This window comes from Streptomyces tirandamycinicus, from assembly GCF_003097515.1.
In the GTDB taxonomy this organism is placed as follows: domain Bacteria; phylum Actinomycetota; class Actinomycetes; order Streptomycetales; family Streptomycetaceae; genus Streptomyces; species Streptomyces tirandamycinicus.
This window is the reverse complement of the sequence record NZ_CP029188.1, coordinates 1,153,582-1,178,728: the sequence shown is the minus strand read 5'-3', so window position 1 is coordinate 1,178,728 and position 25,147 is coordinate 1,153,582. Positions and strand designations below refer to the sequence as shown.

At 74.7% G+C, this 25,147-nt stretch carries 22 protein-coding genes and 1 riboswitch; of the genes, 8 read left to right on the top strand and 14 right to left on the bottom strand.

Going from position 1 to position 25,147, the window contains the following annotated elements; all coding sequences use genetic code 11:
• The first annotated feature begins 69 nt into the window (after window positions 1-69).
• On the top strand, window positions 70-1,353 hold the full coding sequence (locus DDW44_RS05100; protein ID WP_108905665.1) for a phosphoribosyltransferase family protein: 1,284 nt from the start codon (window positions 70-72) through the stop codon (window positions 1,351-1,353).
• Window positions 1,354-1,624: 271 nt separating this feature from the next.
• Here the strand turns inward: DDW44_RS05100 and DDW44_RS05095 are convergent, their stop codons facing one another.
• The 6 genes from DDW44_RS05095 to DDW44_RS05070 all read right to left on the bottom strand — a co-directional run bounded on the left by DDW44_RS05095 (window position 1,625) and on the right by DDW44_RS05070 (window position 6,741).
• A complete protein-coding gene (locus tag DDW44_RS05095) occupies window positions 1,625-2,815 on the bottom strand; it encodes a thiolase family protein (protein ID WP_017948100.1) in 1,191 nt (396 codons plus the stop codon).
• Between the two features lie 569 nt (window positions 2,816-3,384).
• A complete protein-coding gene (locus DDW44_RS05090; RefSeq protein WP_240800767.1) occupies window positions 3,385-3,930 on the bottom strand; it encodes a vitamin K epoxide reductase family protein in 546 nt (181 codons plus the stop codon).
• A 595-nt stretch (window positions 3,931-4,525) separates the two neighbouring features.
• Window positions 4,526-5,029, bottom strand: a complete 504-nt coding sequence (locus DDW44_RS05085) for a DUF5949 family protein (RefSeq protein WP_026165319.1) — start codon at window positions 5,027-5,029, stop codon at window positions 4,526-4,528.
• A 263-nt stretch (window positions 5,030-5,292) separates the two neighbouring features.
• Window positions 5,293-5,580 carry a hypothetical protein gene (locus tag DDW44_RS05080; RefSeq protein ID WP_108905664.1) on the bottom strand — a complete coding sequence of 96 codons (288 nt, stop codon included), beginning with the start codon at window positions 5,578-5,580 and terminating at the stop codon, window positions 5,293-5,295.
• A 515-nt stretch (window positions 5,581-6,095) separates the two neighbouring features.
• A complete protein-coding gene (locus tag DDW44_RS05075) occupies window positions 6,096-6,335 on the bottom strand; it encodes a chaplin (protein ID WP_108905663.1) in 240 nt (79 codons plus the stop codon).
• A 166-nt stretch (window positions 6,336-6,501) separates the two neighbouring features.
• Window positions 6,502-6,741 (bottom strand): chaplin, encoded by a 240-nt coding sequence (locus tag DDW44_RS05070; RefSeq protein ID WP_017948105.1) that lies wholly within the window; start codon window positions 6,739-6,741, stop codon window positions 6,502-6,504.
• A 436-nt stretch (window positions 6,742-7,177) separates the two neighbouring features.
• On the opposite strand from DDW44_RS05070, the gene DDW44_RS05065 reads away from it, so the two are divergent.
• A complete protein-coding gene (locus DDW44_RS05065; RefSeq protein WP_108908730.1) occupies window positions 7,178-8,275 on the top strand; it encodes a glycosyltransferase family 4 protein in 1,098 nt (365 codons plus the stop codon).
• Window positions 8,276-8,623: 348 nt separating this feature from the next.
• Here DDW44_RS05065 and DDW44_RS32350 read toward each other — a convergent pair whose 3' ends face one another.
• The 3 genes from DDW44_RS32350 to DDW44_RS05050 form a co-directional block, all read right to left on the bottom strand.
• Window positions 8,624-9,478: a chaplin gene (locus DDW44_RS32350; RefSeq protein ID WP_208647936.1), complete on the bottom strand. Its 855-nt coding sequence runs from the start codon at window positions 9,476-9,478 to the stop codon at window positions 8,624-8,626.
• A gap of 110 nt (window positions 9,479-9,588) precedes the next feature.
• Window positions 9,589-9,822, bottom strand: coding sequence for a chaplin (locus DDW44_RS05055; RefSeq protein ID WP_108905661.1), 234 nt, complete (start codon window positions 9,820-9,822; stop codon window positions 9,589-9,591).
• Window positions 9,823-10,003: 181 nt separating this feature from the next.
• Window positions 10,004-10,414 (bottom strand): rodlin, encoded by a 411-nt coding sequence (locus DDW44_RS05050; protein WP_108908729.1) that lies wholly within the window; start codon window positions 10,412-10,414, stop codon window positions 10,004-10,006.
• A gap of 339 nt (window positions 10,415-10,753) precedes the next feature.
• Between DDW44_RS05050 and DDW44_RS05040 the strand changes: the two genes are divergently transcribed.
• On the top strand, window positions 10,754-11,164 hold the full coding sequence (locus tag DDW44_RS05040) for a rodlin (protein WP_206307380.1): 411 nt from the start codon (window positions 10,754-10,756) through the stop codon (window positions 11,162-11,164).
• Window positions 11,165-11,785: 621 nt separating this feature from the next.
• Window positions 11,786-12,196, top strand: coding sequence for a rodlin (locus tag DDW44_RS05030; protein ID WP_108905658.1), 411 nt, complete (start codon window positions 11,786-11,788; stop codon window positions 12,194-12,196).
• 165 nt (window positions 12,197-12,361) lie between these two features.
• Here DDW44_RS05030 and DDW44_RS05025 read toward each other — a convergent pair whose 3' ends face one another.
• The 3 genes from DDW44_RS05025 to cobN all read right to left on the bottom strand — a co-directional run bounded on the left by DDW44_RS05025 (window position 12,362) and on the right by cobN (window position 17,988).
• Window positions 12,362-13,525: a methyltransferase gene (locus tag DDW44_RS05025; protein WP_108905657.1), complete on the bottom strand. Its 1,164-nt coding sequence runs from the start codon at window positions 13,523-13,525 to the stop codon at window positions 12,362-12,364.
• Between the two features lie 12 nt (window positions 13,526-13,537).
• A complete protein-coding gene (locus DDW44_RS05020) occupies window positions 13,538-14,122 on the bottom strand; it encodes a DM13 domain-containing protein (RefSeq protein WP_026281804.1) in 585 nt (194 codons plus the stop codon).
• 257 nt (window positions 14,123-14,379) lie between these two features.
• On the bottom strand, window positions 14,380-17,988 hold the full coding sequence (gene cobN, locus DDW44_RS05015; RefSeq protein ID WP_108905656.1) for a cobaltochelatase subunit CobN: 3,609 nt from the start codon (window positions 17,986-17,988) through the stop codon (window positions 14,380-14,382).
• A 55-nt stretch (window positions 17,989-18,043) separates the two neighbouring features.
• Window positions 18,044-18,122: riboswitch (cobalamin riboswitch) on the bottom strand.
• 92 nt (window positions 18,123-18,214) lie between these two features.
• Here cobN and DDW44_RS05010 point away from each other — a divergent pair.
• The 4 genes from DDW44_RS05010 to DDW44_RS04995 all read left to right on the top strand — a co-directional run bounded on the left by DDW44_RS05010 (window position 18,215) and on the right by DDW44_RS04995 (window position 23,006).
• Window positions 18,215-19,750, top strand: a complete 1,536-nt coding sequence (locus DDW44_RS05010) for a hypothetical protein (protein ID WP_244223963.1) — start codon at window positions 18,215-18,217, stop codon at window positions 19,748-19,750.
• Complete coding sequence (locus DDW44_RS05005; protein WP_108905655.1) at window positions 19,747-20,388, top strand: precorrin-8X methylmutase; 642 nt, start codon at window positions 19,747-19,749, stop codon at window positions 20,386-20,388. The genes DDW44_RS05010 and DDW44_RS05005 overlap by 4 nt, the downstream gene beginning before the upstream one ends.
• Window positions 20,385-21,938, top strand: coding sequence for a precorrin-2 C(20)-methyltransferase (locus tag DDW44_RS05000; protein WP_108905654.1), 1,554 nt, complete (start codon window positions 20,385-20,387; stop codon window positions 21,936-21,938). Before DDW44_RS05005 ends, DDW44_RS05000 begins: the two co-directional genes overlap by 4 nt.
• A 324-nt stretch (window positions 21,939-22,262) precedes the next feature.
• Entirely contained in the window at window positions 22,263-23,006 is a 744-nt protein-coding gene (locus DDW44_RS04995; RefSeq protein ID WP_027734396.1) for a cobalt-precorrin-6A reductase, read from the top strand.
• A gap of 72 nt (window positions 23,007-23,078) precedes the next feature.
• On the opposite strand, the gene cobM is transcribed toward DDW44_RS04995, so the two are convergent.
• Both cobM and cbiE read right to left on the bottom strand, forming a co-directional pair.
• Window positions 23,079-23,828, bottom strand: coding sequence for a precorrin-4 C(11)-methyltransferase (gene cobM / locus DDW44_RS04990; RefSeq protein ID WP_018890778.1), 750 nt, complete (start codon window positions 23,826-23,828; stop codon window positions 23,079-23,081).
• Window positions 23,825-25,069, bottom strand: coding sequence for a precorrin-6y C5,15-methyltransferase (decarboxylating) subunit CbiE (gene cbiE, locus DDW44_RS04985; RefSeq protein WP_108905653.1), 1,245 nt, complete (start codon window positions 25,067-25,069; stop codon window positions 23,825-23,827). Before cbiE ends, cobM begins: the two co-directional genes overlap by 4 nt.
• Between the last annotated feature and the right edge of the window lie 78 nt (window positions 25,070-25,147).

Here is a 25,147-nt window from a genome sequence, read left to right as displayed (position 1 = left end):
GCCCCGACTTGCGGAGGAAGCCCCCATGGGGTTGGTTCGAAGGAGAACCCCTGTTGGGGGTGAGCCACCGTGCTGTTCACCGACCGTGTCGACGCGGGGCAGCGCCTCGCCGGAGCCCTGGGGCATCTGCGGGGAGCCGATCCCGTGGTACTCGGGCTGCCGCGAGGCGGGGTGCCGGTGGCCTACCAGGTGGCGCGGGCACTGGGCGCGCCGCTGGACGTGATCGTCGTACGCAAGCTGGGCGTGCCGTACCACCGGGAGCTGGGGTTCGGCGCCATCGGCGAGGGCGGGGTACGGGTCATCAGCGACGACATCGTCCGCCGGGGCCATGTCTCGGAGAAGGACGTCGCCTCGGTGGAGCGCGCGGAGGCCGCCGAACTCACCAGGCAGGCACAGCGGTTCAGTGCCGACCGGCCGCGCGTCGGCATCGAGGGGCGGACCGTGGTCGTCGTGGACGACGGGATCGCCACCGGCGCCACGGCCGCCGCGGCCTGCGAGGTCGTCCGGGCGCAGGGTGCGGCCAGGGTGGTGCTCGCCGTCCCCGTCGCGCCGCCGGACGCGGTCTCCTGGCTGCGGACCCTGGCGGACGAGGTGGTGTGCCTGTCGACGCCGCGGGCGTTCTCCGCGGTCGGGGAGTGGTACCGGGACTTCTCGCAGACCCCGGACGAGGAGGTCGTCGCGCTGCTCGCCCAGTCGGCCGCCGACCCGCCGGAAGCCGTCAAGTCCGAGGACGTCGAGGTGGAGGCGGGCGGAGTGCGGCTCGCCGGGGAACTCGCCCTGCCGGAGGGCACGGCCGCCGTGGTGATGTTCGCCCACGGCTCCGGGAGCAGCCGGCACAGCCCGCGGAACCGGTCGGTGGCGACGGCCCTGAACGCGGCCGGTCTGGGCACCCTGCTGTTCGATCTGCTCACCGGGCCGGAGGCCGCCGACCGCCGGAACGTATTCGACATCGAGGTCCTGGCGGACCGGCTCGCGGGGGCCACCCGCTGGCTGCGGACCCGAACCGCCGGGCCCCTCGGCTACTTCGGGGCGTCCACCGGCGCCGCGGCGGCGCTCTGGGCGGCGTCGAGCGCCGGCCCGGAGGTCGGTGCCGTCGTCTCGCGCGGCGGCCGGCCCGATCTGGCCGGGTCCCGGCTGCCCGGAGTGCGCGCCCCGACACTGCTGATCGTCGGGGGCCGTGACACGACGGTCCTCGACCTCAACCGCCAGGCGGAGTCGGCGTTGCGCTGCGAGTGCCGGCTGGTCGTCGTCCCGGGGGCGACGCACCTCTTCGAGGAGCCGGGAGCCCTGGAGGAGGTCTCCGCTCTGGCCCGCGACTGGTTCACGCTGCACCTGGTGTCGCGGAGGCCGTAGGGGCCGCGGTCGCCCGGGCCGTCCCGGCGGGGCGGTCCCGGCGGGGGCGGTCCGGGGCGGTGCGGGTACCGGCCACCGTCGATCCGCCCGGCCCGGTCCGCGCCGGACACGCTTCGGGTCGCGTCCCCGGTGCCGGGCACGCCCTGGGGGCGTGCGCCCGCGCCGGGCACTCACTGGTTCGCGCCCATGCCCCGTACACGCCCCGGTCCGGCGACCACGCGCGCCGGACACCCCGGTCCGGCGCCGCGTCGCCGCACAGTGCGCCTCCCCTTCACCTCTCCAGAACCAGCGCCAGCCCCTGCCCGACGCCGATGCACAGCGTCGCCAGGCCCGTGCCCGCGCCCGCGGCCGCGAGCTGGTGGGCGACGGCTCCGGTGATCCGGGCCCCGGAGGCACCGAGCGGGTGGCCGATGGCGATGGCTCCGCCCCGCGGGTTGACGCGGGCCGGGTCGAGGTCCGGCCACTGGCGCAGACAGGCCAGCGCCTGCGCGGCGAACGCCTCGTTGAGTTCCACCGTGTGCAGCTCGCCGAACTCACGGCCGGCCTTCTTCAGCGCCCGCCGGGCGGCCTCGACCGGGCCCGCGCCGAAGTACTGCGGCTCGATGCCGGTGACGGCCGAGGCTCCGATACGGGCGAGCGGCTCCCGGCCGGTGGCGCGCAGGCCGTCCTCGTCCACGAGCAGCAGCGCGGCGGCACCGTCGCTGAGCGGCGAGGAGTTGCCCGCGGTCACGGTGCCGTCCTTGCGGAAGACCGGCTTCAGCGCGGCCAGGGCCTCGGTGGAGGTGGTGTCGCGGACGCACTCGTCCCGGGTCGGCTCCACTCCGTCGACGGGGACCACCTCGCCGTCGTACAGCCCGCCGGCCCAGGCGCGGGCGGCGTTGCGGTGGCTGGCGAGGGCGAACGCGTCCTGCTCGTCTCGGCCGATGCCGTACCGGTCGGCCAGCAGCTCGGCGCCCTCGCCGAGGCCCACCGTCCATTCCTGCGGCATCCGCGGATTGACCATCCGCCAGCCCAGGGTGGTCGAGTGCAACTGCTGGTGGGCGGCGGGAAAGCCGCGCTCGGGCTTCTGCAGCACCCACGGCGCCCGGCTCATCGACTCGACGCCGCCCGCGACGGCGACGGAGGCGTCGCCGACGGCGATGGCACGGGCGGCCTGGACGACGGCCTCCATGCCGGAGCCGCAGAGCCGGTTCACCGTGGTGCCGGGCACGGTGACCGGCAGCCCCGCGAGCAGCACGGCCATCCGCGCCACGTCCCGGTTGTCCTCGCCTGCGCCGTTGGCGTCGCCGAAGAAGACGTCGTCGATCCGCGCAGGGTCGAGCGCGGGCGTACGGGAGACGAGGGCGCCGAGCACTCCGGCGGCCAGGTCGTCGGGCCGTACCCCGGCGAGGGCGCCGCCGTACTTGCCGACGGGCGTGCGGACGGCGTCCACGACGTAGACGTCACGGAGGCGGTCGGTCATGACGGCTCAGCTCCTGTCTGTCTTCTCTCCTACCCCGTCGTGCGCTCGTTCCCCGTCGTGAGCGGCCACGCGGCGGTCCCGGCGACGGGCGAACCCGGCGGCCGTGCTGCCCGGCGACCCGGGGCCGGGCGGCGCCCGGGTCGCCGCCCCGTCCGGCCCGTGAGGGGGCGTGCGGGCGGGATCCGGAGGGCCGGTCCCCGGCGGTACGGGGCAGGGAGGACGGCGACGCCGCGGGGGACGCGGACCGGGTCCGTCGCGCCGCACACCCGCAGAGCCGCGCACCCGCCCGCCCGTCTCCTTCCCGGGGGAGGCCCGGTCGGCGTGGTCCTCCTGCCCGCGTCGACCGCACGCGATCCGTTCACCGGACGAACCGGAGCTCGTCCACGACTGGGCGCGAGTCTGCGTGCACCCGGCACGCATGTCAACGCCGCGGGAACTGTCCCGGGCGCCGCCAGCGCCCCGGCGGGGCGGGGCGGGTCACGTCGGTCTCGTGCGCGGGCCGGGCCCCGTTCCGCGGCCACTGCCCAGCCGGTCCCCGCCGATCACGGGGACCGGCGCCGGGGAGGGACTCAGCTGATCCAGAAGTCCCACCATCGAGTGAGCACGAGCATGCCGATGATCCCGGTCCACGCGATCGGCGGCAGCCAGCCGAACTCCCGCAGGCCGTCCCGCAGACGGGCCGGCGCCGGGAGCATCCGGTGCTCGACGGTGTGCCGGGTCACCCGGCAGAACAGGACGATCGTGGCGACCCACGCGAGACAGCACCACAGGCAGAGGGCGCCGATCCGGTACAGCGACTGGAACTGCAGCCAGCCGCAGAAGGCGACGCCGAAGAGGGCTCCCCCGTTGAGCGCGAGCCAGAACCAGCGCCGGTACCGGGCCCCCGCCAGCAACCCGGCGCCGACCGCGGCCACCACGGCGTACGAGACGAGCCCGAGCAGCGGGTTCGGGAAGCCGAAGACGGCCGCCTGCTCGCTCTTCATGATGCTGCCGCACGACACCACGGGGTTGAGGCTGCACCCCGGCGTGAAGCCCGGATCCTCCAGCAGCCGGAACTTGTCGAGCGTGATCACCCAGGAGGCGAGCAGTCCCGCCGCGCCCGTGAGCACGAGCATCAGGGCGAAGCCGCGGCTCGCGCCCACCTCGGCCGCCGGAGCGGCGTGCGACGCCGTCACCGGGCGCGGGACGCGCGTCTTGGCTCGTGTCCCCATGTCTCTCCTGACTCCTCTCCGGCGGTAGGCCGGCTCCATCGGGTTCCGTACGGCGCCGGCCGGCTCCGGTCGGTGCCTTCCGGTGCCGGCCCCGACTGATGCCGACCGGCCCCGACTGATGCCGACTGATGCCGGCCGGCTCCGCACGGTGCCGACCGGCGGATTCCCCGGCCCTCCGTCACCTGGGCCGATGCGCACACGCAGTAATCGCCGCCCCGCTCGGCACGACGGATCGTCAGATCCGGACTAACGTCGCGAGTGTCCCCAACCCCCTGTAAAAGGAGGCCACCGTGAAGCTGACGCTTCCTCACCCGGCGGCGGCCGCCGCCGTGGGCACCGGAATACGACGCAGGCTCGCCGGGACTGCCCGGGCGGACGCGCACCACGCGCCCTCCCGCCCGGCGAGCGCTTTCCGGCAGCTCTGACCAGCAAGGCGTGAACCAGGCCCGGCCGGCGGTCGTACCGCCGTCAGCCGGGCCTCTCGCTGCCCGGAGTGCCCTCAGCCGCGGAGCTGACGGACCGGCAGCAGGCAGTGCGCCGCCGTCGACAGCACCGCCTCGTCGCCGACGAACTCCCGCAGCAGGTCCTCGGTGACCGGGACCCCGGGCGCGGCGTCCGGCCAGGGCCGCGTGGCGAAGATGAAGTACACCTGGCCCCGCTCCCGGACCGCGGCCAGCCACTCCGGGGGCACCGTGCACTGCGCGGTGAGATGAGGCATCGTCAGGACGGCCTGGCCCGCCTCCACCAGCAGGGTGACGGGGAACCCGGTGGACTCCGCGGCGTCCACGTACTCCGTCCCGACCGGCAGGCCCACGGCGTCCAGCAGCTCCCGCGCTGCTGTCTCGGCCCCTTCCGGTCCGCCCTCGCCGTCCCCGAGCGCATAGGCCAGCAGGAAGGGCATGTCGCGCTCGTCGTCGGGGTGCTCGCCGCTCCAGGCGATGACGACGAGGGTGCCCAGTCGGGCGGGGCGGATGGCGCGTACCGCGCTGGGGGTGGAGGTCACGTCCGGGACCATAGCGACTCAACGGGACCATCCGGGCGCCCTTGTCACACGCGCGGGGGAGCCTGGCAGCGGATTAGCCCGAAGGGGTCGCGCTCGCTCAGGCGTGCGCCGGGCCCGCCCCGCGCCCGGTGGCCTTGCGGGCGGCCGGTGGGGCCGGGACAGCCCGTACTGCCGGGGACAGCGAGTGCGGCCAGGGCGGTCGGACGTCCCGCAGGCCCGGCGGAATCCACCGCCGGGCCTGCGGGAACGTGCGGGTACGCCGCTCAGGCGCCCAGCGGGAGGCCGCCGAGGAGTTGCTGCGGGGCAGCCGTCTTGTTCTTGTTCAGCTCGTCGGTCGTGTGCTGGACCGTGTGCAGCAGCGAGCCGTCCTGCTCCGTGTCCAGCGTCCTGTTCGCGAGGGGCTCCATGGCACCCGTGGTCTCGCTCGCGACGGTGCCCAGCCCGCCGTTCAGGCTGGTCGGAGCGAGCTCGGACGCGGCGAAAGCCGGGGCCGAGGCGCCCGCGGCGACCAGCGAACCCGCGACGACGGCGGCGACCTTCATGGGCTTCATCAGTGAATCTCTCCTTCGGCGACGCGTGTCGCGTGCACAAGTGACGGAATCCTCAAAGACCTTGCGGATGCCCGGCGTGCCCGCTCGTGCTGTGCGGCACGCCCTGTCCTGCTGTTCTGCGCTGCTACGTGTTCTGTAACGATCCGTCACCCGGCCGGAAACTCGGAAAGCCGGGGATTCCTGCCGCCCCACCCGAATGAAGCTCCCGTTCGGATTCCCCTGTCGGGTCGCTCTCGGAGGTCCGGGGGACACCCCGCGGGCGGCTCGGCACGGACCCGAAACGGACCCCCGAGGAGATTCGGCGCACCGGGCCGGCAGGGGCGCGGCACGAAAGCGCGGTACGCGGGAGCGGCGCGAAAGGGCCGCGCGAAAGGCCGTACAGACGCCGGAGGCCGGACGCGGGCCGGACGAGGACGGTGCGAAGGCCGTACGAACGGGCACGGCGTGCAGCCGCACGAAAGGGCCGTCCTCCCTGCCGCGGCGGGAAGGACGGCCCGAGACGCCCGTGCGGGCGATCAGTCGTTGACGCAGGCGTTGCCGAAGGACGGGTTCAGCAGACCGACGACGTCGACGGTGTTGCCGCAGGCGTTGACCGGAATGTGGGCCGGCGCCTGGACCACGTTGCCGGAGAGCACGCCCGGCGAGCTCGCCGCTGCGGCCTCCGCGCCGCTGTCGGCGGCGGCGATGCCGGTGGAGCCCGCAACAGCGGCGGCGGCGAGGGTGGACAGGACGAATGCCTTCGCGGTACGCGACATGGAGAAGCACTCCTTGGTCAAGATGTTCGGTGGCCGTGCGTGACTGCCCGGTCCGATGGTTCAACGGCAGCGAGGTCTGCCGGGTTGTGCGGCCGAAGGAGTGACAACCGGTCGGCGCACGGGGTGCGGGCGTCCGGCGGCGTGCGCCGCCGGACGTCCGGGCAGGTCAGTCGTTGGCGCAGACGTTGCCGAAGGCCGGGTTCAGCAGACCGACGACGTCGACGGTGTTGCCGCAGGCGCTTGCCGGGATGTGGATCGGCGCCTGGGCCACGTTGCCGGACGCGACGCCGGGCGAGCCGTCGGCGGCACCGGCAGCTCCGCTGTCCGCGACGGCCGCGCCCGCTCCGCCCATGATCAGGGCGACGCCCGTGCCCGCAAACACCGCCGACTTCGCGATTCGCTTCATCATTTTTTCCTTCCGGGGGGTTACCGATGCGGCGCAAGCAACAACGAGGGCACCCGAAGTCCGGACACGGAGCAAAGCCAAAAGGATTAATCCTTACCCCGGCCCCCCGGCCCGGACACGGAAAGTGCGGTCCGGTACCGGAATGAAATGAGGCTAGAGTCACCTCTCGCACCGGCTCCGCAAAGAGCGCACGAAGCTGCCCCCCACCGGCCCGCTCATGTGAATAGCCTTGGATATGAATCGGAATCGACGATCCGCGCAGCATGCTGAGTTCCGGCAGCAGCCGGTTCACCTTCCGATGCCCCGCGCACCGGAATTCCCACCCGCCGTTGCGGCCGGAGGAGTCCCCGACCCGGGACGCGGCCCCGCCGCGCACCCGTCGTCCGGGACCGGCCGCGCGGCCGTACTCCACGTCGTCCAGCAGACCGACGGCGGAATGGCCCGGGTCGTCCTGGACCTGGTGGCCCATCAGGTCCGCGAAGGGACCCCGGTGGCGGTGGCGTGCCCCGGCGGCGGCATGCTCGCGGAGGCCGTACGCACGCTCGGCGCCGGGGTCCACCGGTGGCGGGCGGCGAAGACGGCCGGACCGCTGCTGGCCTGGGAGGTGGGCCGGCTCGCCAGGATCGTGGCGGCCGCGGGCCCGCGACTGGTGCACGCGCACGGGCCCAAGGCCGGGCTGGCCGCCCGGCTCGCCCTGCGCGGCCGCCTCCCCACCGTCGTCCAGCCGCACGTCTGGTCCTTCGAAGCGGCCGGCGGGCTCCTCGCCGGCCCGGCCCGCCGCTGGGAGCGGTACGGGGCTCGCTGGGCGGCCCGGGTCGTCTGCGTCAGCGAGACGGAGCGGCTCAAGGGCGTGGCGGCCGGCATCGAGGCGCGGTGGGCCGTCGTCCCCAACGGTGTGGACACCGAGCGGTTCCGGCCCCCGGCCGAGGAGGCTCGACGGGACCTCCCCCCGCTGGTCGCCGACCTGCCCGGGTCCGCACCGCTCGTGGTGTGCGTGGGACGGCTCTGCCGGCAGAAGGGGCAGGACGTGCTGCTCGCGGCGTGGGAGCAGGTCCTGCGCAGGGTGCCGAACGCCCGCCTCGTGCTGGTCGGGGACGGACCGGGGGCCGACGCCCTGCGTGCGACCGCTCCGGCGTCCGTCCGGTTCGCGGGCGACCAGCCGGATTCCGCGCCCTGGTACCGGGCCGCCGATCTGGTCGTCGTCCCGTCCCGCTGGGAGAGCATGGCCCTGACACCACTGGAGGCGATGGCCTGCGGCCGGCCGGTCGTGGTCACGGATGCCGCGGGGACGCGGGAGAGTCTGCCCCCGGGGCACGCCCTGTTCTGCACCGCGCCGGTGCAGGATCCGCACGCCCTGGCCACGGCCGTGGGAGACCTCCTGCTCAACGGGCCGCTGCGCGGGACCCTCGGCCGTCAGGGCCGCCAGCACGTCCTCGCCGCCCACGACGTACGGCACAGCGCGTCCGCGATCGCGGACGTCTACCGCGAGGTGTCGGCCGCCCATGCCGCCGTCGGCGGCCCGCCGGCACGCTGACGACCGTCCCCTGGACGCGGCCTCGTCGACGAGGCCGCGTCCAGGGGACGCACGCACGGCCGGGGCACACCCGGCGTGCGTCCGCACGTCCGGGGAGCACCGGGCACCGCGTCGTTCGGGCACGGCCCGGGGAGGTCCCGGCCGGGGCCCGTCCGCGATCGGGGACGTCCGCGACCGGGGAACGACCGCGACCGGGGGACGTCCCGCCCCGGAGGGGTCTGCGCCCCGGAGGGGTCTGCGGCCGGAAAGGCCTTGGGCCGGAGAGGGCGTCGGCCGGTAACGTCCCCGGCCGGGAGAGTCCGATGAGGGGACTCTCCCGGCCGGGTGTCACACGGGAAGCGCGGTCACTCAGCGACGCGCGGCAGCCGTCCCGCGGCGGTACAGCAGGGCGCCGCCGGCCAGCAGGCCGACCGCGGCGGCACCGGCCGCCAGCGTGCCGGCGTTGCCGCCGGTCTGGGCCAGCTGGTCCGTGGTCGAGGAGTCGACGACCCGGTCGTCGACCGGGGTGTCCACCACCGGGACCAGGACCTCCGGAGCCTCGGGCACCTCGGGCACCTCGGGCACCTCGGGGATCTCGGGGGTGGCCGGGGTCTCGGGCACCTCCGGCACCTCCGGCGTCTCGGGGACCTCCGGTGTCTCGGGGACCTCCGGTGTCTCGGGGACCTCCGGCGTCTGCGGGATCTCGGGGATCTCAGGAGTCACCGGGATCTCGGGCGTCACCGGGACCTCGGGCGTCACCGGGACCTCGGGCGTCTCCGGCGTCAGCGGCGTCTGGCCCGTGCCGTTGGCGCAGGCGTTCCCGCCGGCCGGGTTGAGCGCGCCGATGACGTCGATGGTGTTCCCGCAGGCGTTGACCGGGACGTCCACCGGAACCTGGACGTTGTTGCCGGAGGCGACGCCCGGGGAGCCGACCGCGGAGCCCTCCGCGGACGCGCCCCCGGATCCGGCCGCGCCGTCGCCGGAGGCGTTGGCGCAGGCGTTGCCGAACGCCGGGTTGAGCACCCCGACGACGTTCAGCGAGTTGCCGCAGACGTTGACCGGCACGTGCACGGGCGCCTGGACGTTGTTGCCGGACAGCACGCCGGGCGAGTTCGCGGCCTCGGCGTCGGCCTGGGAGTCGGCGCTGGCGTAGACACTGGTCAAGGACAGAATGCCGGTGGCCGCAGCGGCCGTCAGGATTCCCTTGCTGATGACCTGTCGCATGTTGTTGTTTTTCCCGCTTTCGCTTCGCGAGCCGATCCGGAGCGGTGCCGCAGGGCACGCCCCGGACCGGCGGAAAACGACCCTTCAGGACTGTATGCGAGGACTGAATGTCAGTCGTTCACACAGAGGTTGCCGAACGCAGGGTTCAGCACGGCAATGAGATTGACGGAATTTCCGCAGGCATTCATCGGAACATGCACGGGAATCTGGATGACGTTCCCGGAAAGCACCCCCGGCGAGCCGGACGCGATACCGGTCGCACCGGAGTCCGCGAACGCCGGCGAGGCCATTCCCATGGCCATCACCAGTCCCGCCAGCACCGTCGTGGTCTTTCTGAACTTCATATCGGATGTCCTTCTGATCGACGGTCCGAGGAGTGCCGTGGAGTGCCGCGCAAACGCACGGGCAATTCCGCGACGCCCTGCCAACGAGCCGCACCGACCGAGGAAACCCTTCTGGTGCCCGGGAGTCCGGGCAATTCACCCGGATGCCCGCCGGCCCCGGGAACGGGGCCGGAGTGGCGGATCAGCCGTTGCCCTCGCCGTTGCCCGAGAGCAGCGGGATGTCGCTGAGGATGTGCGACAGCGCCTCGTCGCCCTTGGCCTGGGTCGAGTTCTCGGCGCACTGCTGGGCCTGCGGGCTCGACAGCACGTTGAGGTCCTGGACACCGACCGGCACGAGACCGACGAGCGAACCGGCGTTGGCCTTGGCCGGCAGGCCGACGCAGGGCTTGTTCAGCGAGCCCTGCACGAGGGCGAGCTGCGGGCTCTGGGCGCCGTAGGTGGCCGAGTTGCCGAACACCTGCGAGGCACCGACGCCGCTCGCGGACGTCGTACCGGTGTCGTCGCCGATGGCCAGGGCCTGGGGGGCGGCGGCGGCCGAGGCACCGATTACGGAGGCCGTGACCGCAGCCGCAGCCATAACCTTCTTGATCATCACTTGCTTGCCTTTCTGCAGGAACACTCCAGCTCGTCTGCGCACCGACTCAAACTGACCGGCCGGCGTTTGGTTTCGGCACGTCACCCGAACAGCCCTCGGCTCGCGACCGTGGCGACACGCCCGGGAAGGCCGTCGGCGGGCGGCTGAAGCGCCCGGCCCGGGGTGCCACGCGGGCCGCCGGCGGCACCGTCCTTTGGAGTGAAGCGGAAGAACCAACTCCGCTGCTCCGAGTTGGTCAGGAGGCTCCGGGGGACGGGCACTTCGGTCCCCGCGTAAGAGACCCCGGGCCCCGGAGCCCCAGACCCCAGAACCACGCACCCCAGGAAAGGGACTCTCGTGCTCAAGAAGGCTATGGCGGCCGTCGCCGTCACCGCGTCCGTCGTCGGCGTCTCGGCCGCGGCGGCGCCGCAGGCCCTGGCCGTCGGCAACGACACGGGCACCACGTCGGCCAGCGGCGTCGGCGCTTCGCAGGTCTTCGGCAACTCCGCCACGCACGGCAACATGAGCCCGCAGATGGCGCTCGTCCAGGGCTCGCTGAACAAGCCCTGCGTCGGTCTGCCCGCCAAGCTGAACGCGGGGTCGCTCGTCGGTCTCGTGCCGGTCGGCGTCCAGGACCTCAACGTGCTGTCGAGCCCGCAGAACCAGCAGTGCACCGAGAACTCGACGCAGGCCAAGGGCGACGAGGCGCTGTCGCACATCCTCAGCGACATCCCGGTGCTCTCGGCCAACGGTCAGGGCAACGGCTGACCGTTCCCACCACCCGGCCGGGCCGGGCCCGCCGCGGCGCTCCGCGGGGGCCCGGCCCGTTCGTTTCGGCGCCCCGGGACCGGCCCCGCGCAGGCGCCCGCAGGCCGCGTGCGGCCCGCCCGCGGGAGCGCCGGGGCCCCGGGACCGGCTCACCAGCGCGGCCAGGACCAGGAGACGAGGTCCGACCACTCGCGGTCCCGGACACCGGGGACGGTCCTCCCCTGGGCGTACCAACTGGCCATGAGGGAGGCGTAGATGGGCTCCACCGACCGGTCCGCGACCGGCCGGGCCGCCGGCCCGCCCCGGGCCGCCGGCTCCCGAACGCCATCCGGTTCCCTACGGCTCGCCGGAATCAGCCCCTGCCGTTCCCAACGGCCCTTGTGCTCCGCCATGCCCCCAATATCCCGTACCGCCCGGGCGCGCCGGTGCGAAAGAACCGAACGTCCCGAACAGCGCCCTCCGCGCTCGGCTGATCGGGCTACAGGCCGCAACCGGGGCGCGGGGGCCGGGGTTGATCACTGCGCCACTCACCGCCACCCGCACCGTGGCTCATCGTCACTCACCGGTGGAGTGCGCATCCCGACGCCCCGTACACCGCGAACCTTCCCGAAGGGAACCACCATGAAGAAGCTGTGGGCAGCAGCCGCCGTGACCGCGTCCGTGGCCGGAGTCTCGCTGACCGCCGCCCCGCAGGCGCTGGCGATCGGCGACGACACGGGCACCACGTCGCTGAGCGGCAACGACGCCATGCAGACCTACGGCAACTCGGCCACCTACGGCGCCCAGAGCCCGCAGCTCAGCGCCGTTCAGGGTTCGCTGAACAAGCTGTGCGTGGGGCTGCCGGCCAAGGCCAACGCCGCCTCGCTCGTCGGGCTCCCCGTCCCGGTGGCCCTGCAGGACGTCAACGTGCTGGCGAACCCGCAGGACCAGCAGTGCGCCGAGAACTCGACCCAGGCCAAGGGCGACGAGCCGCTGTCCCACGTCCTGGAGGACGTCCCGGTGCTCTCCGGCAACGGCGTCAACAACCACTGATCCACACGTGGGCCACCGGCCCGAGCGACTGCTCCACACCGCTGTTCCCGTCCGCAGCACGGCTCGGGATCCGGGGCCCGGCCCGGCGGACCGCCTCGCGCGGACCGGCCCGGCCGGGCCCCCGCGCGTCCGCCCCTCGGGCCCCCGGGCCGCGGCGCCCGTTCGTCAGCCGCGCTTGACGGCGCGCAGGACCACGAACTTCGGGTTGCTCGCGACGGTTTCGCAGCCGCCGAAGATCCGGCGCAGCTTGACGTGGTAGCCGAGGTGCCGGTTGCCGATCACCCACAGTTCGCCGCCGGGGCGCAGGGCGCCGCGGGCGCCGGTGAACATGCGCCACGCGGTGCCGTCGGTCAGCGCGCGGTGGGTGTGGAAGGGCGGGTTGTTCAGGACGAGGTCGACGGACTCGCGCTCCGTACCGGACAGGGCGTCGCCGACCACGAAGGCGGCCCTGGCCGACGGGCCGGCGTTGGCCCGGAAGGTCGCCTCGGCCGAGGCGACGGCCTGGTACGACTCGTCCGTGAAGACCACCTCGGCCTCCGGGTTGGCGACCGCCATCGCCGTACCCACCACCCCGTTGCCGCAGCCCAGGTCCACGACGCGGAGGGGGCCCCGGCGGCCGGGGAGGTGCTCCAGGAGGAAGCGGGTGCCGATGTCCAGGCGGTCGGCGCAGAAGATGCCCGCGTGGTTGGTCACCGGGCGCCCCGACATCGCGCCGATGCCGTCCGGCAGCGTGTAGGTGCGGGGCCAGGTCTCCTCCGCGGCGGCGGCCGTCGGTCCGGTGCGGTCCGGATCGGGGGTGCAGTGGATGAGCCGGGCCTTCTTCACCGCCAGTGAGGTGCGGGTGGGGCCGACGATCCGCTCGAAGAGCCTCAGCGTGGAGGTGTGGATCTCCGTCACCATGCCGGTGCCGACGACGAGCGTGTCGCGGGTCAGCCGGGGGGCGAGCCGCTGGAGCTGGTCCTCCAGCAGGGCGAGGCTCTTGGGGACGCGGACCAGCAGGACGTCGATCCGGTCCGGCGGGGTGTCCCGGGTCGACAGCAGCCGTACGCCCTCGGTCTCGGCGGCGGTGCGGTTGCGGGCGAGGTTGGCGCGGGTCGCCCGCTGGGTGAGGTAGGAGTCGCTGATCTGTACGGGCCGGTGCGCCGCGAGCGCGGTGGCCAGCGCTCCCCAGCGGTCCCCGACGACGGCCACGGTGCCGGCGAGCGTCTCGCCCTCCAGATGGCGCAGCAGGTACTCGTCCGAGGCGTCCCAGGCACGGAGCCGGTCACGGGGGTCCTCGGGGAAGCGGGTCAGCCCGAGGTCGCCCCATGACGTGGTGAAGATGTTCATCGTGCTCTCAGGCTACGCGGCCGCCTTCCGGAGCTCGGCGGCACCGAAGGAGACGTCGAACCGGTCGCACCAGATGCTGACGCTGGTCAGCCGGTTCAGATCGGCGTCGGCGGGCAGCGCGTAGTTCTGGTCGCCCTTGTTGCCCTTCAGCTTGCCGAGGCTGACGTACTCCCCGTCGTCGAAGACGTGCCAGCCGTCCCTGCCCTCCTTCACCGGCGCGTCGGTGAGCCAGACACGCAGGTCGGGGCCGCTGCTGGTGTCCAGGTCCTCGATCCGCAGGGTGCGGGAGCCGTCCGCGAGCCGGAGGATCTTCACACTGCCGGTCGTGGCGTGCTCATGGCTGATGAAGGTTCCCGTGGCCAGCACCTCCGGCCCGGCGGGCGCGGCCGGGGAGGCCGGGGCCTCCGATCCGTCCGGTGAGGCCGGGGCGGCCGGGGAAGCCGGGGCGGCCGGGGAGGCCGCGGGCAGCTCCTCCCGCACGGTCTCGTCCACCCAGAGCTTCCAGGGCTGGAACCAGTACAGCCCGGCGACGGCCACGATCGCGACCACCACCAGACCGACGATCACCACGGGTCTGCGTACGAGCGATGTCCTCATGACTCCATTTAAGTCGCGTGGGACGGCATTGTGATCGTTCCGGGTGGTGACGGAAGTCTTACGCCCGCCGTCCGCTGCCGCACCGGGGCATGCGCCTCCGCTTCCGCCCCGGGCAGGCACCTCTCGCTCCCGGGCGCCTCCGCTCCCGGCCGCCTCCGCTGCCGGCCCCGGCGGGCGCCCGGCCCTCGCAGGTCCGGTCCGGGCACCACCGGGCTCTCCCGCCCCCCGCGCGGGAGTGCCGCCGACCGGGCCGGGCGTCAGCCGTCGCCCTCCAGGTCGCCCTCCGTCTCGAGGAAGACCTGGCGCAGGGCGTCGACGACCGCCGGGTCGGGCTTCTCCCACATGCCCCGGGACTCCGCCTCCAGCAGCCGCTCGGCGATGCCGTGGAGGGCCCACGGGTTGGCCTGCTGGAGGAACGCGCGGTTCTCGGGGTCCAGGACGTACGCCTCGGCGAGCTTGTCGTACATCCAGTCGGCGACCACACCGGTCGTGGCGTCGTAGCCGAACAGGTAGTCCACGGTGGCGGCGAGTTCGAACGCCCCCTTGTAGCCGTGGCGGCGCATCGCCTCGATCCACCGGGGGTTGACGACGCGGGCGCGGAAGACGCGGGAGGTCTCCTCGACCAGGGTGCGGGTGCGGACCGTCTCCGGGCGGGTGGAGTCGCCGATGTACGCCTCGGGCGCGCTGCCGCGCAGCGCGCGCACGGTGGCGACCATGCCGCCGTGGTACTGGAAGTAGTCGTCGGAGTCGGCGATGTCGTGCTCGCGGGTGTCGGTGTTCTTCGCCGCGACCGCGATCCGCCGGTACGCCGTCTCCATCTCCTCCCGCGCCGCCCGCCCCTCCAGGCCCCGGCCGTACGCGTAGCCGCCCCACACCGTGTAGACCTCGGCGAGGTCGGCGTCGGTGCGCCAGTCGCGGGAGTCGATGAGCTGGAGCAGCCCGGCGCCGTACGTGCCGGGGCGGGAGCCGAAGATCCGGGTGGTGGCCCGCCGTTCGTCGCCGTGCTCGGCGAGGTCGGCCTGGGCGTGGGCCCGTACGAAGTTGGCGTCGGCGGGCTCGTCGAGCCCGGCGGTCAGCCGGACCGCGTCGTCGAGGAGGCCGATGACGTGCGGGAACGCGTCGCGGAAGAAGCCGGAGATGCGCAGGGTGACATCGACGCGGGGGCGGCCGAGTTCGGCGAGCGGGATCGGTTCGATGCCGTTGACGCGGCGGGAGGCCTCGTCCCAGACGGGGCGGACGCCGAGCAGCGCCAGGGCCTCGGCGACGTCGTCACCGGCGGTGCGCATCGCGCTCGTGCCCCAGAGGGACAGCCCGACGGACGTCGGCCAGTTGCCGTTGTCGGTGCGGTAGCGCTCCAGGAGGGAGTCGGCGAGCGCCTGGCCGGTCTCCCAGGCGAGGCGGGAGGGCACGGCCTTGGGGTCGACCGAGTAGAAGTTGCGGCCCGTCGGCAGCACGTTGACCAGGCCGCGGAGCGGCGAGCCGGACGGTCCGGCCGGGACGAAGCCGCCGTTCAGCGCGTGGACGGCGTGGTCGAGTTCGTCGGTGGTGGCGGCGAGGCGCGGGACGACCTCCCGGGCGGCGAAGTCCAGGATGTCGGCGACCGCCTGCCCGTGGCCGTCGGCCACCGGGGCGACGGCGGCCGGGTCCCAGCCCGCCTCCTCCATCGCCTCGACCAGCGCGCGGGCCCGGGCCTCGGCCTCGTCGGCGCCGGTGCGGGTCGCGGCGGACTCGTCGAGGCCGAGCGCCTCGCGCAGTCCGGGCAGCGCGGTCGTGCCGCCCCAGATCTGCCGGGCGCGCAGGATCGACAGGACGAGGTTGACCCGCTCCGGGCCGGTGGGCGCGCCGCCGAGGACGTGCAGCCCGTCGCGGATCTGGGCGTCCTTGACCTCGCAGAGCCAGCCGTCGACGTGCAGCAGGAAGTCGTCGAAGCCGTCGTCGGCGGGGCGTTCCGCCATGCCGAGGTCGTGGTCGAGCTTCGCCGCCTGGATCAGGGTCCAGATCTGGGCGCGGATCGCCGGCAGCTTCGCCGGGTCCATGGAGGAGATCTGCGCGTACTCGTCGAGGAGCTGCTCCAGGCGGGCGATGTCGCCGTAGGAGTCGGCGCGCGCCATCGGCGGCACGAGGTGGTCGACGAGGGTGGCGTGCACTCGGCGCTTGGCCTGGGTGCCCTCGCCGGGGTCGTTGACCAGGAACGGGTAGACCAGCGGCAGGTCGCCGAGCGCGGCGTCGGGCGCGCAGGCCGCGGACAGCCCCGCGTTCTTGCCGGGCAGCCACTCAAGGTTGCCGTGCTTGCCGAGGTGGACCATGGCGTCCGCGCCGAAGCCTCCCTCGTCGTGCGGGGTGGCGATCCAGCGGTAGGCGGCGAGGTAGTGGTGCGAGGGGGGCAGATCGGGGTCGTGGTAGATCGCGATCGGGTTCTCGCCGAAGCCGCGCGGCGGCTGGATGACGATGAGCAGGTTGCCGCGGCGCAGGGCGGCCAGGACGATGTCGCCCTCCGGGTTGCGGGAGCGGTCCAGGAACATCTCGCCGGGCGCCGGGCCCCAGTGCTCCTCGACCGCCTCGCGCAGTTCGGCGGGGAGGGCCGCGAACCAGCGCCGGTAGTCGGCGGCCGGGATGCGGACCGGGTTGCGGGCGAGCTGCTCCTCGGTGAGCCAGTCCTGGTCGTGGCCGCCGGCCTCGATGAGCGCGCGGATCAGTTCGTCCCCGTCGCCGGACGCCAGGCCGGGGACCTCCTCGGTGCCGAAGTCGTAGCCCTCGGCCCGCAGGCGGCGCAGCAGGGCCACGGCGGAGGCGGGGGTGTCGAGGCCGACGGCGTTGCCGATGCGGGAGTGCTTCGTCGGGTACGCGGACAGCACCAGGGCGAGCCGCTTCCGCGTGTTGGGGATGTGGCGCAGCCGGGCGTGGCGCACGGCGATGCCGGCGACGCGGGTGGCGCGCTCGGGGTCGGCGACGTACGCGGGGAGGCCGTCCTCGTCGATCTCCTTGAACGAGAACGGGACCGTGATCAGGCGGCCGTCGAACTCGGGGACCGCGACCTGGCTGGCGGCGTCCAGCGGGGAGAGGCCCTCGTCGCTGTCCTCCCAGGCGCTGCGCGACCCGGTCAGGCACAGCGCCTGCAGGACGGGCACGTCGAGCGAGGCGAGGGCGCCCGCGTCCCAGGCCTCGTCGTCGCCGCCCGCCTGGGCCCCGGCCGGGGTGGTGCCGCCCGCGGCGAGGACGGTGGTGACGACGGCGTCGGCGCCGCGGAGCCGTTCCAGCAGTTCCGGTTCCGGGGTGCGCAGCGAGGCGACGTACAGCGGCAGCGCCCGGCCGCCCGCGTCCTCGACGGCGTCGCACAGGGCCCCGACGAACGCGGTGTTGCCGCTCATGTGGTGCGCGCGGTAGTAGAGCACGGCGACCAGGGGGCCGGTGCCGTCCCGCGGGGTGCGCTCCAGCTCGCCCCAGGTGGGGGCGGGAGCGGGCGGCACGAAGCCGTGGCCGGTGAGCAGGACGGTGTCGGACAGGAACCGGGCGAGCTGCTCCAGGTTGCCCGGTCCGCCGTGGGCGAGGTAGGCGTGGGCCTCCGCCGCGATGCCGATGGGGACGGTGGACGCCTCCATCAGCTGGGCGTCCGGAGCCTGTTCGCCGGTGAGGACGACCACCGGGCGGTCCTGGGCGAGGAGCGCGTCGAGGCCCTCCTGCCAGGCGCGGAGGCCGCCCAGCAGGCGCACCACGACCAGATCGGTGCCGTCGAGCAGCCCGGGCAGCCGGTCGAGCGGCAGCCGGGAGGGGTTGGCGAAGCGGTACCGCACCGGCCCTTCGGCGGCCCGGGCGCTGAGCAGGTCCGTGTCGGAGGTCGACAGCAGGAGGATCGTCGCGTACGTCATCGCGTGCGCAGGCCTTCCTCGGGGTTTCCGCGCCCCGGGTGGTCGTGGTCGGCGGGAGTTCCTGACTCGCCGGGGCCCCGTCGGGGTCCGGCTCACAGTGGCGGGACCGCGCCGGATTCTCACCGGGCTTCCTCCCTTGGGCCCTGGGACCCTGTGCCGTCTCGCATAGTAGAGGCCGCCGCCCCGGCGGGGGGCCCCGGGGACGGTCCTGGGTATGCTCGCCGCCATGCCGCCCCCACCGACAGCACCCCCGGACCAGGGCGAAAGCCATATACGGGACCGGGGTGACGCCTGCCCGGGTGCGCTGCGGCTGCACCCGGCGGCCGACGGCGGGCTGGCCCGGCTCCGGCTTCCCGCAGGCTTGCTGACGGGACGTCAGCTGTGGGCGCTGTCGGTCGCGGCGGAACGGCTGGGCGACGGTTCGCTGAGCATCACCTCCCGGGGGAACGTGGAGCTGCGGGGCCTGGCGGACGGCTGCGGGCCGGCGCTGGCGGAACTGCTCCGTGAGGCCGGGCTGCTGCCCTCCGACACCCATGAGCGGGTGCGCAACATCGTGGCCTCGCCGCTGGCCGGACTCGACGGGTACGGGGGGCGCGGGGGGCGCGGTGGGAGCGACGAGCATGGTGGACACGACGGCGGACATTGTGGGCGCGGCGGCGTGGACGTCCGGTCGTGGGCCCGGGAACTGGACGCGCTGCTGTGCGCGAGCGAGCGGGCCGCGGAGCTCTCGGGACGGTTCCTGTTCGCCCTGGACGACGGCCGGTGCGACGTCGCCGGGCTCGGCGCGGATGTGACGCTGGTGGCGCTGCTCGCCGGCGACACCGGGCGGCGGGACGGACCGGCAGACGGGTCGGAAGACGGGCCGGAGGACGGACCGGGAGACGGACCGGAGAACGGGTCGGAAGACGGGCCGGAGGACGGCCGGGTGGAGCTGCGAATCGGCCGCCACACCTTCCGGGTGCGTACCGCCGACGCCGCGCGGGCGGCGCTGGCCGCCGCCGAGGCGTTCCTCGCCGCGGCCGCCGAGGCGGGCACCGGCGCCTGGCGGGTACGGGAGCTGCCGGAGGGACAGGACATCGCCGTGGGCGCGGAGCTGGAACGGGCGGGGGTGGCGGCGACGCCGTGTCCCGGTACGTCCGGAACGCGGCGCTCCGCCCCGGAGCCGGGATCGGAACCCGCGGTGGACGGTCCCACCGGGCCGGGCGCCGGGCCGCTTCCCGGGATCGTGGAGGGACCGGGCGGCTGGGCCGTGTCCGTCCTCGCGCCGCTCGGGCGGCTCACCGTCGCACAGGCGCGGGAGCTGCTGCCGGCCCCGGCGGACGAGGTGCGGCTGACCCCGTGGCGCGGGGCCGTCGTGCCCGGCTTCGCCGACCGCGGCGCGGCGCGGGCGCGGCTCGACGCACTGCGGCGGGCGGGCTTCGTCACCGGCACCGGCTCGCCCTGGTACGGGGTGGGCGCGTGCACCGGCCGGCCCGGCTGCGCCCGCTCCCTGGCCGACGTCAGAGCCGACGTACGGGCATGCCTGCAGGGCGGTGCAGCGGCCGGAGTCCCGGCCGGCGCCGCGCCCGGCCCCGGCGGGCTGCCCGTGTACTGGTCCGGCTGCGAGCGGCGCTGCGGCCGTCCGCAGGGGGACCACGTGGACGTCGTGGCCACCGGGGACGGCACCTACCGCGTGACCGCGCGCGGCACGTCCGTCCCCGTACCGTCCAGCGCCGAACTCGGCGACACCATCGCCACAGCCCGGATCCGTGCGACGAAATGAGCGACCAGACCGTGTTCGACTACGAGAAGGACGGAGCGGAGATCTACCGCCGGTCCTTTGCCACGATCCGCGCCGAGGCCGAACTCGACGCGCTGCCCGCCGACGTCGGCCGGGTCGCGGTGCGGATGATCCACGCCTGCGGCATGGTCGACCTCGTCCGCGACCTGGCGTACTCGCCCGGCGTCGCGGCCCGCGCCCGGGAGGCGCTGCGTGCCGGGGCGCCGATCCTGTGCGACGCGCAGATGGTCGCCAGCGGCGTCACCCGCAAGCGGCTGCCCGCCGGCAACGAGGTGGTGTGCACGCTGTCCGAGCCGTCCGTGCCGGAGCTGGCCGCGGCGCTCGGCACGACGCGCAGCGCCGCCGCGCTCGAACTGTGGCGGGACCGCCTCGACGGCGCGGTGGTCGCCGTCGGCAACGCCCCCACGGCGCTCTTCAGACTGCTGGAGATGATCGACGAGGGCGCGCCCCGCCCGGCTGCGGTGATCGGCGTACCGGTGGGCTTCATCGGAGCCGCCGAGTCCAAGGACGCCCTCGCCGCACACGGCGGCGGTCTGGAGTACCTGGTGGTGCGGGGCCGGCGCGGCGGCAGCGCGATGGCCGCGGCCGCGATCAACGCGATGGCGAGTGATGCGGAGTGAGCGCACGGCAGGCCGGCAGGCTGTACGGCGTCGGACTCGGCCCGGGCGACCCGTCGCTGATGACGCTCCGGGCGGCCCAGGTCGTCGCGGAGGCCGACGTCGTGGCGTACCACTGCGCCCGGCACGGCCGCTCCATCGCCCGCTCCATCGTCGCGGCGCATCTGCGCCCCGACCACATCGAGGAGCGCCTGATGTACCCGGTGACGGTGGAGACCACCGACCACCCGGGCGGCTACCGGGGGGCGCTCGACGACTTCTACGAGGAGGCCGCGGCCAGGCTCGCGGCGCATCTCGACGCGGGGCGGACGGTGGCCGTGCTCGCCGAGGGCGACCCGCTCTTCTACGGCTCCTACCAGCACATGCACAAGCGGCTGGCCCACCGCTACCGGACCGAGGTGATCCCCGGCGTGACCTCGGTGAGCGCCGCGGCCGCGCGGCTCGGGGAGCCGCTGTGCGAGGCCGAGGAGACACTGACCGTCATCCCCGGCACGCTGCCCGAGGAGGAGCTGGCGGCCCGCCTCACCGCCGCCGACTCGGCGGTGGTGATGAAGCTCGGACGGACCTTCCCCGACGTGCGGCGGGCGCTGGAGCGGGCGGGCCGGCTGGAGGACGCCCGCTACGTGGAGCGGGCCACGATGTCCGGCGAGCGCACGGGGCGGCTGGCGGACGTGGACCCGGAGTCGGTGCCGTACTTCTCGGTGGCGGTGCTGCCGAGCCGTATCGACGAGGTGCGGCCCGAGGCGCGGCCCCGGGGCGAGGTCGTCGTCGTCGGCACCGGACCGGCCGGGCCGCTGTGGCTGACGCCCGAGACACGAGGCGCCCTCGCCGCGGCGGACGACCTGGTCGGCTACACGACCTATCTGGACCGGGTACCGGCGCGGGCCGGGCAGCGCCGCCACGGCTCGGACAACAAGGTGGAGTCCGAGCGGGCGGAGTTCGCCCTCGACCTCGCCCGGCGGGGCCGGCGGGTGGCGGTGGTGTCGGGCGGCGACCCCGGGATCTTCGCCATGGCCACGGCCGTACTGGAGGTCGCGGCGCGGGAACCGTACACGGACGTGCCGGTACGCGTGCTGCCCGGCCTCACCGCCGCGAACGCGGCCGCGGCCCGCGCCGGTGCGCCGCTGGGGCACGACTACGCCGCCATCTCCCTCTCCGACCGGCTGAAGCCCTGGGAGGTCATCGCGGAGCGGCTGACGGCGGCGGCCCGTGCCGACCTCGTCCTGGCCCTCTACAACCCCGGTTCGCGCAGCCGGACCTGGCAGGTCGCCAAGGCCCGCGAGCTGCTCCTCGGCCATCGCGCCCCGGACACCCCGGTCGTCGTCGCACGCGACGTCGGCGGCCCGGAGGAGAGCGTGCGGATCGTGCGCCTCGGCGAACTCGACCCGGCGGTGGTGGACATGAGGACGCTGCTGCTGGTCGGCTCGTCGCAGACCCGGACGGTACGCCGCGGTTCGGGCGAGGAGGTCGTCTGGACGCCGCGCACGTACCCGGCGGGCGAAGCGACGGGCGAAACGGCGGGCGAGCCGGCGGGCGAGCCGGCCCCGGAGTGAGCCCCCGCCTTCCGGGGGCCGGCGGGCGGGGTGCAGGTGGTGGGTGCGGTTCGCGGGTGCACGCGGTCCCACGGCCCGGTGGCCACGGCCATGCGCGCGGGCCGGTGGACCGGCCGAGCCGGCCGATACGGGTGATACGGGTGATACGGGTGATACGGGTGATACGGGTGATGGAACGGTCCGGCCGATACGGCCGTTCCTGCTCGCGCCCTGCCGGTGCTGCCGGTCCGGCCGGTCATGCCCGTCCGGCCGGGCCCGGAGACCGGTGTGCTTGAGTGGGGCGCCGCGCCCGCCGGTGGGCGCCGGTTCACTCGTGGAGGTCCCGTGCACGTCCTGGTTCTCGGCGGTACGACGGAGGCCCGCGCCCTCGCCGAGTCGCTGCACGGGCGCGGGGAGCGGGTGACCACGTCGCTCGCCGGACGGGTCGCGGCGCCGAGACTGCCCGGGGGCGAGGTGCGGATCGGCGGCTTCGGCGGTACGGAGGGCCTCGCCGCCTGGCTGCGCGAGCACCGGGTGGACGTCCTCGTCGACGCCACCCATCCGTTCGCCGGGACGATCAGCTTCCACGCGGCGCACGCCGCGGACCTGGCCCGTGTCCCCCTGCTCGCGCTGCGTCGGCCCGGCTGGGTGCCGGTGGCGGGCGACGACTGGCACCCGGTCGACTCCCTGGCGCAGGCGGCCGAGGCGCTGCCCGCGCTGGGCCGCCGGGTCTTCCTCACCACGGGCCGCATGGGCCTGTCGTCCTTCGCTCACCTCGACGACCTCTGGTTCCTGGTCCGCTCCGTCGACCCGCCGCAGCCGCCGCACCCTCCGCGGATGAGGGTGCTGCTCGATCGCGGCCCCTTCACCCTCGACGGCGAGCGGAGCCTTCTCGCCGGCCACGCCGTCGACGTACTGGTGACCAAGGACAGCGGGGGCGCCGCGACCTCGCCCAAGCTCACCGCGGCCCGCGAGGCGGGCCTGCCGGTCGTCGTCGTCCGCCGCCCGCCCGTACCCGAGGGCGTCCCGACGGCGTCCACGGCCCAGGAGGCACTGGCCTGGGTGACGGGGCCGGCATCCGGGCGGTAGGGCCGGGCCGAGAGCGGCGCTGCCGCACGCCCCGCCGACAGCCCGAGCGCGGCGCTGCCACACGCCCCGCCGTCAGCAGACGTGCCGGTCCCGCGCCGGGTCGTACAGGTGACTGTCGCGGAACTGCGAGGCCGCCAGGGTGCGGCCCACCAGGATGACCGCCGTCCTCACGACACCCGCCTCCTTCGTCAGCCCGGCGATCTCGTCGAGCGTGCCCCGGAGCACCAGTTCGTCCGGGCGGCTGGCCATGGCCACCACCGCGGCGGGGCAGTCGGGACCGTAGTGCGGCAGCAGTTCGGCGACCACGCGGTCGACGTGGCGGGCGGCGAGGTGCAGGACGAGCAGGGCGCCGCTGCGGCCGAGGGTGGCCAGGTCCTCGCCCTCGGGCATGGGGGTGGCCTGCCGGGCGATTCGGGTCAGGATGACGGTCTGACCGACCGTCGGTACGGTCAGCTCCCGCTTCAGTGCCGCCGCCGCGGCGGCGAACGCCGGAACGCCCGGGACGACCTCGTAGGGGATCCCCGCCGCGTCGAGCCGCCGCATCTGCTCCGCCACCGCGCTGAAGACGGACGGGTCGCCGGAGTGCAGCCGGGCCACGTCGTGGCCTTCCTCGTGGGCGCGGACGAACTCCGCGGTGATCGCGTCCAGATCGAGGTTCGCGGTGTCCACGAGACGCGCGTCCGGCGGGCATTCGGCGAGGAGGTCGGCGGGGACGAGAGAGCCCGCGTAGAGGCAGACCCGGCACGACGCGAGAGTCCGCGCGCCGCGCACGGTGATCAGATCGGCGGCACCGGGGCCCGCGCCGATGAAGTACACGGTCATGAAGGTCCTCCTGCGGGGGGTTTGGTGACGGACCACTGCGTGACGGGCATCGCCTGCCGCCAGCCGGTGAAGCCGCCCACCGGCACGGCGTGCGCCACCGAGAGCCGCACCAGCTCCCCGCCGTGCCGCCGGTAGCGCTCCGCGAGCAGCGCCTCCGACTCCAGCGTCACGGTGTTGGCGACGAGCCGCCCGCCCTCGGGCAGCGCGTCCCAACAGGCTTCGAGCAGTCCGGGCGCGGTGAGCCCGCCGCCGATGAACACCGCGTCCGGCACGGGCAGTCCGGCCAGTCCGCCCGGCGCCGCCGCGGTGACGACCCGCAGTCCGGGCACGCCGAGCGACTCCGCGTTGCGCTCGATGCGCCGTGCCCGCTCCGCGTGCCGCTCGACCGCGACCGCCCGGCACGACCGGTGCGTACGCATCCACTCGATGGCGATGGAACCGGAGCCGGAACCGACGTCCCACAGCAGTTCGCCGGGGGCCGGCGCGAGCGCGGCGAGCGTCGCCGCACGCACATGGCGCTTGGTCAGCTGCCCGTCGTTCTCGTACGCCTCGTCGGGCAGCCCCGGGCCGGCGCCGAGCCGCAGCGCGCCGGGAGCGCGGACGCAGCCGACGGCGACGATGTTGAGCGGGTCCCCCGGCGGCTGGTTCCAGGTCTCCGCGGTGCCGGAGACCTGCCGCTCCCCCCGGGAGCCGAGCTGCTCCAGCACCCGTATCCGGCTGGGACCGAAGCCCCTGGCGGTCAGCAGCTCCGCCACCTCCGCGGGGGTCGCGGCGCCGGCGCTCAGCACCAGCAGCCGGCGACCGTGGTGGAGCGCCGCGCCGAGCCCGGCGGCCGGCCTGCCTACCAGCGTCACCACCTCGGTCTCCTCCACCGGCCAGCCGAGGCGGGCGCAGGCGTACGAGACGGACGAGGGGTGCGGCAGCACGTGCACCGCCCCGGCTCCGGCGATCTCGGTGAGGGTGCGGCCGATGCCGTAGAACATGGGGTCCCCGCTCGCGAGGACCACCAGCCGGCGGCCGGCGTGCTCGGCGAGCAGCGCGGGCACGGCGGGACGCAGCGGAGACGGCCACGGCACGCGCTCGCCCGCGCATTCGGCCGCGGGCAGCAGTGCGAGCTGGCGTGGGCCGCCGACGAGCACCTCGGCGGTGCGCAGCGCGGTACGGGAGGTCTCGGGCAGTCCGTCCCAGCCGTCGGCGCCGATCCCGACGACGGAGACGGCGGGGCGGGGGTCGGGATTCACGGACCGGACTCTACTGATGAGCGGGTGAACGCCTGGTCGCGGGGGTCGCGGCGCGGGTCGGGGCGCGGTCACCGGCGG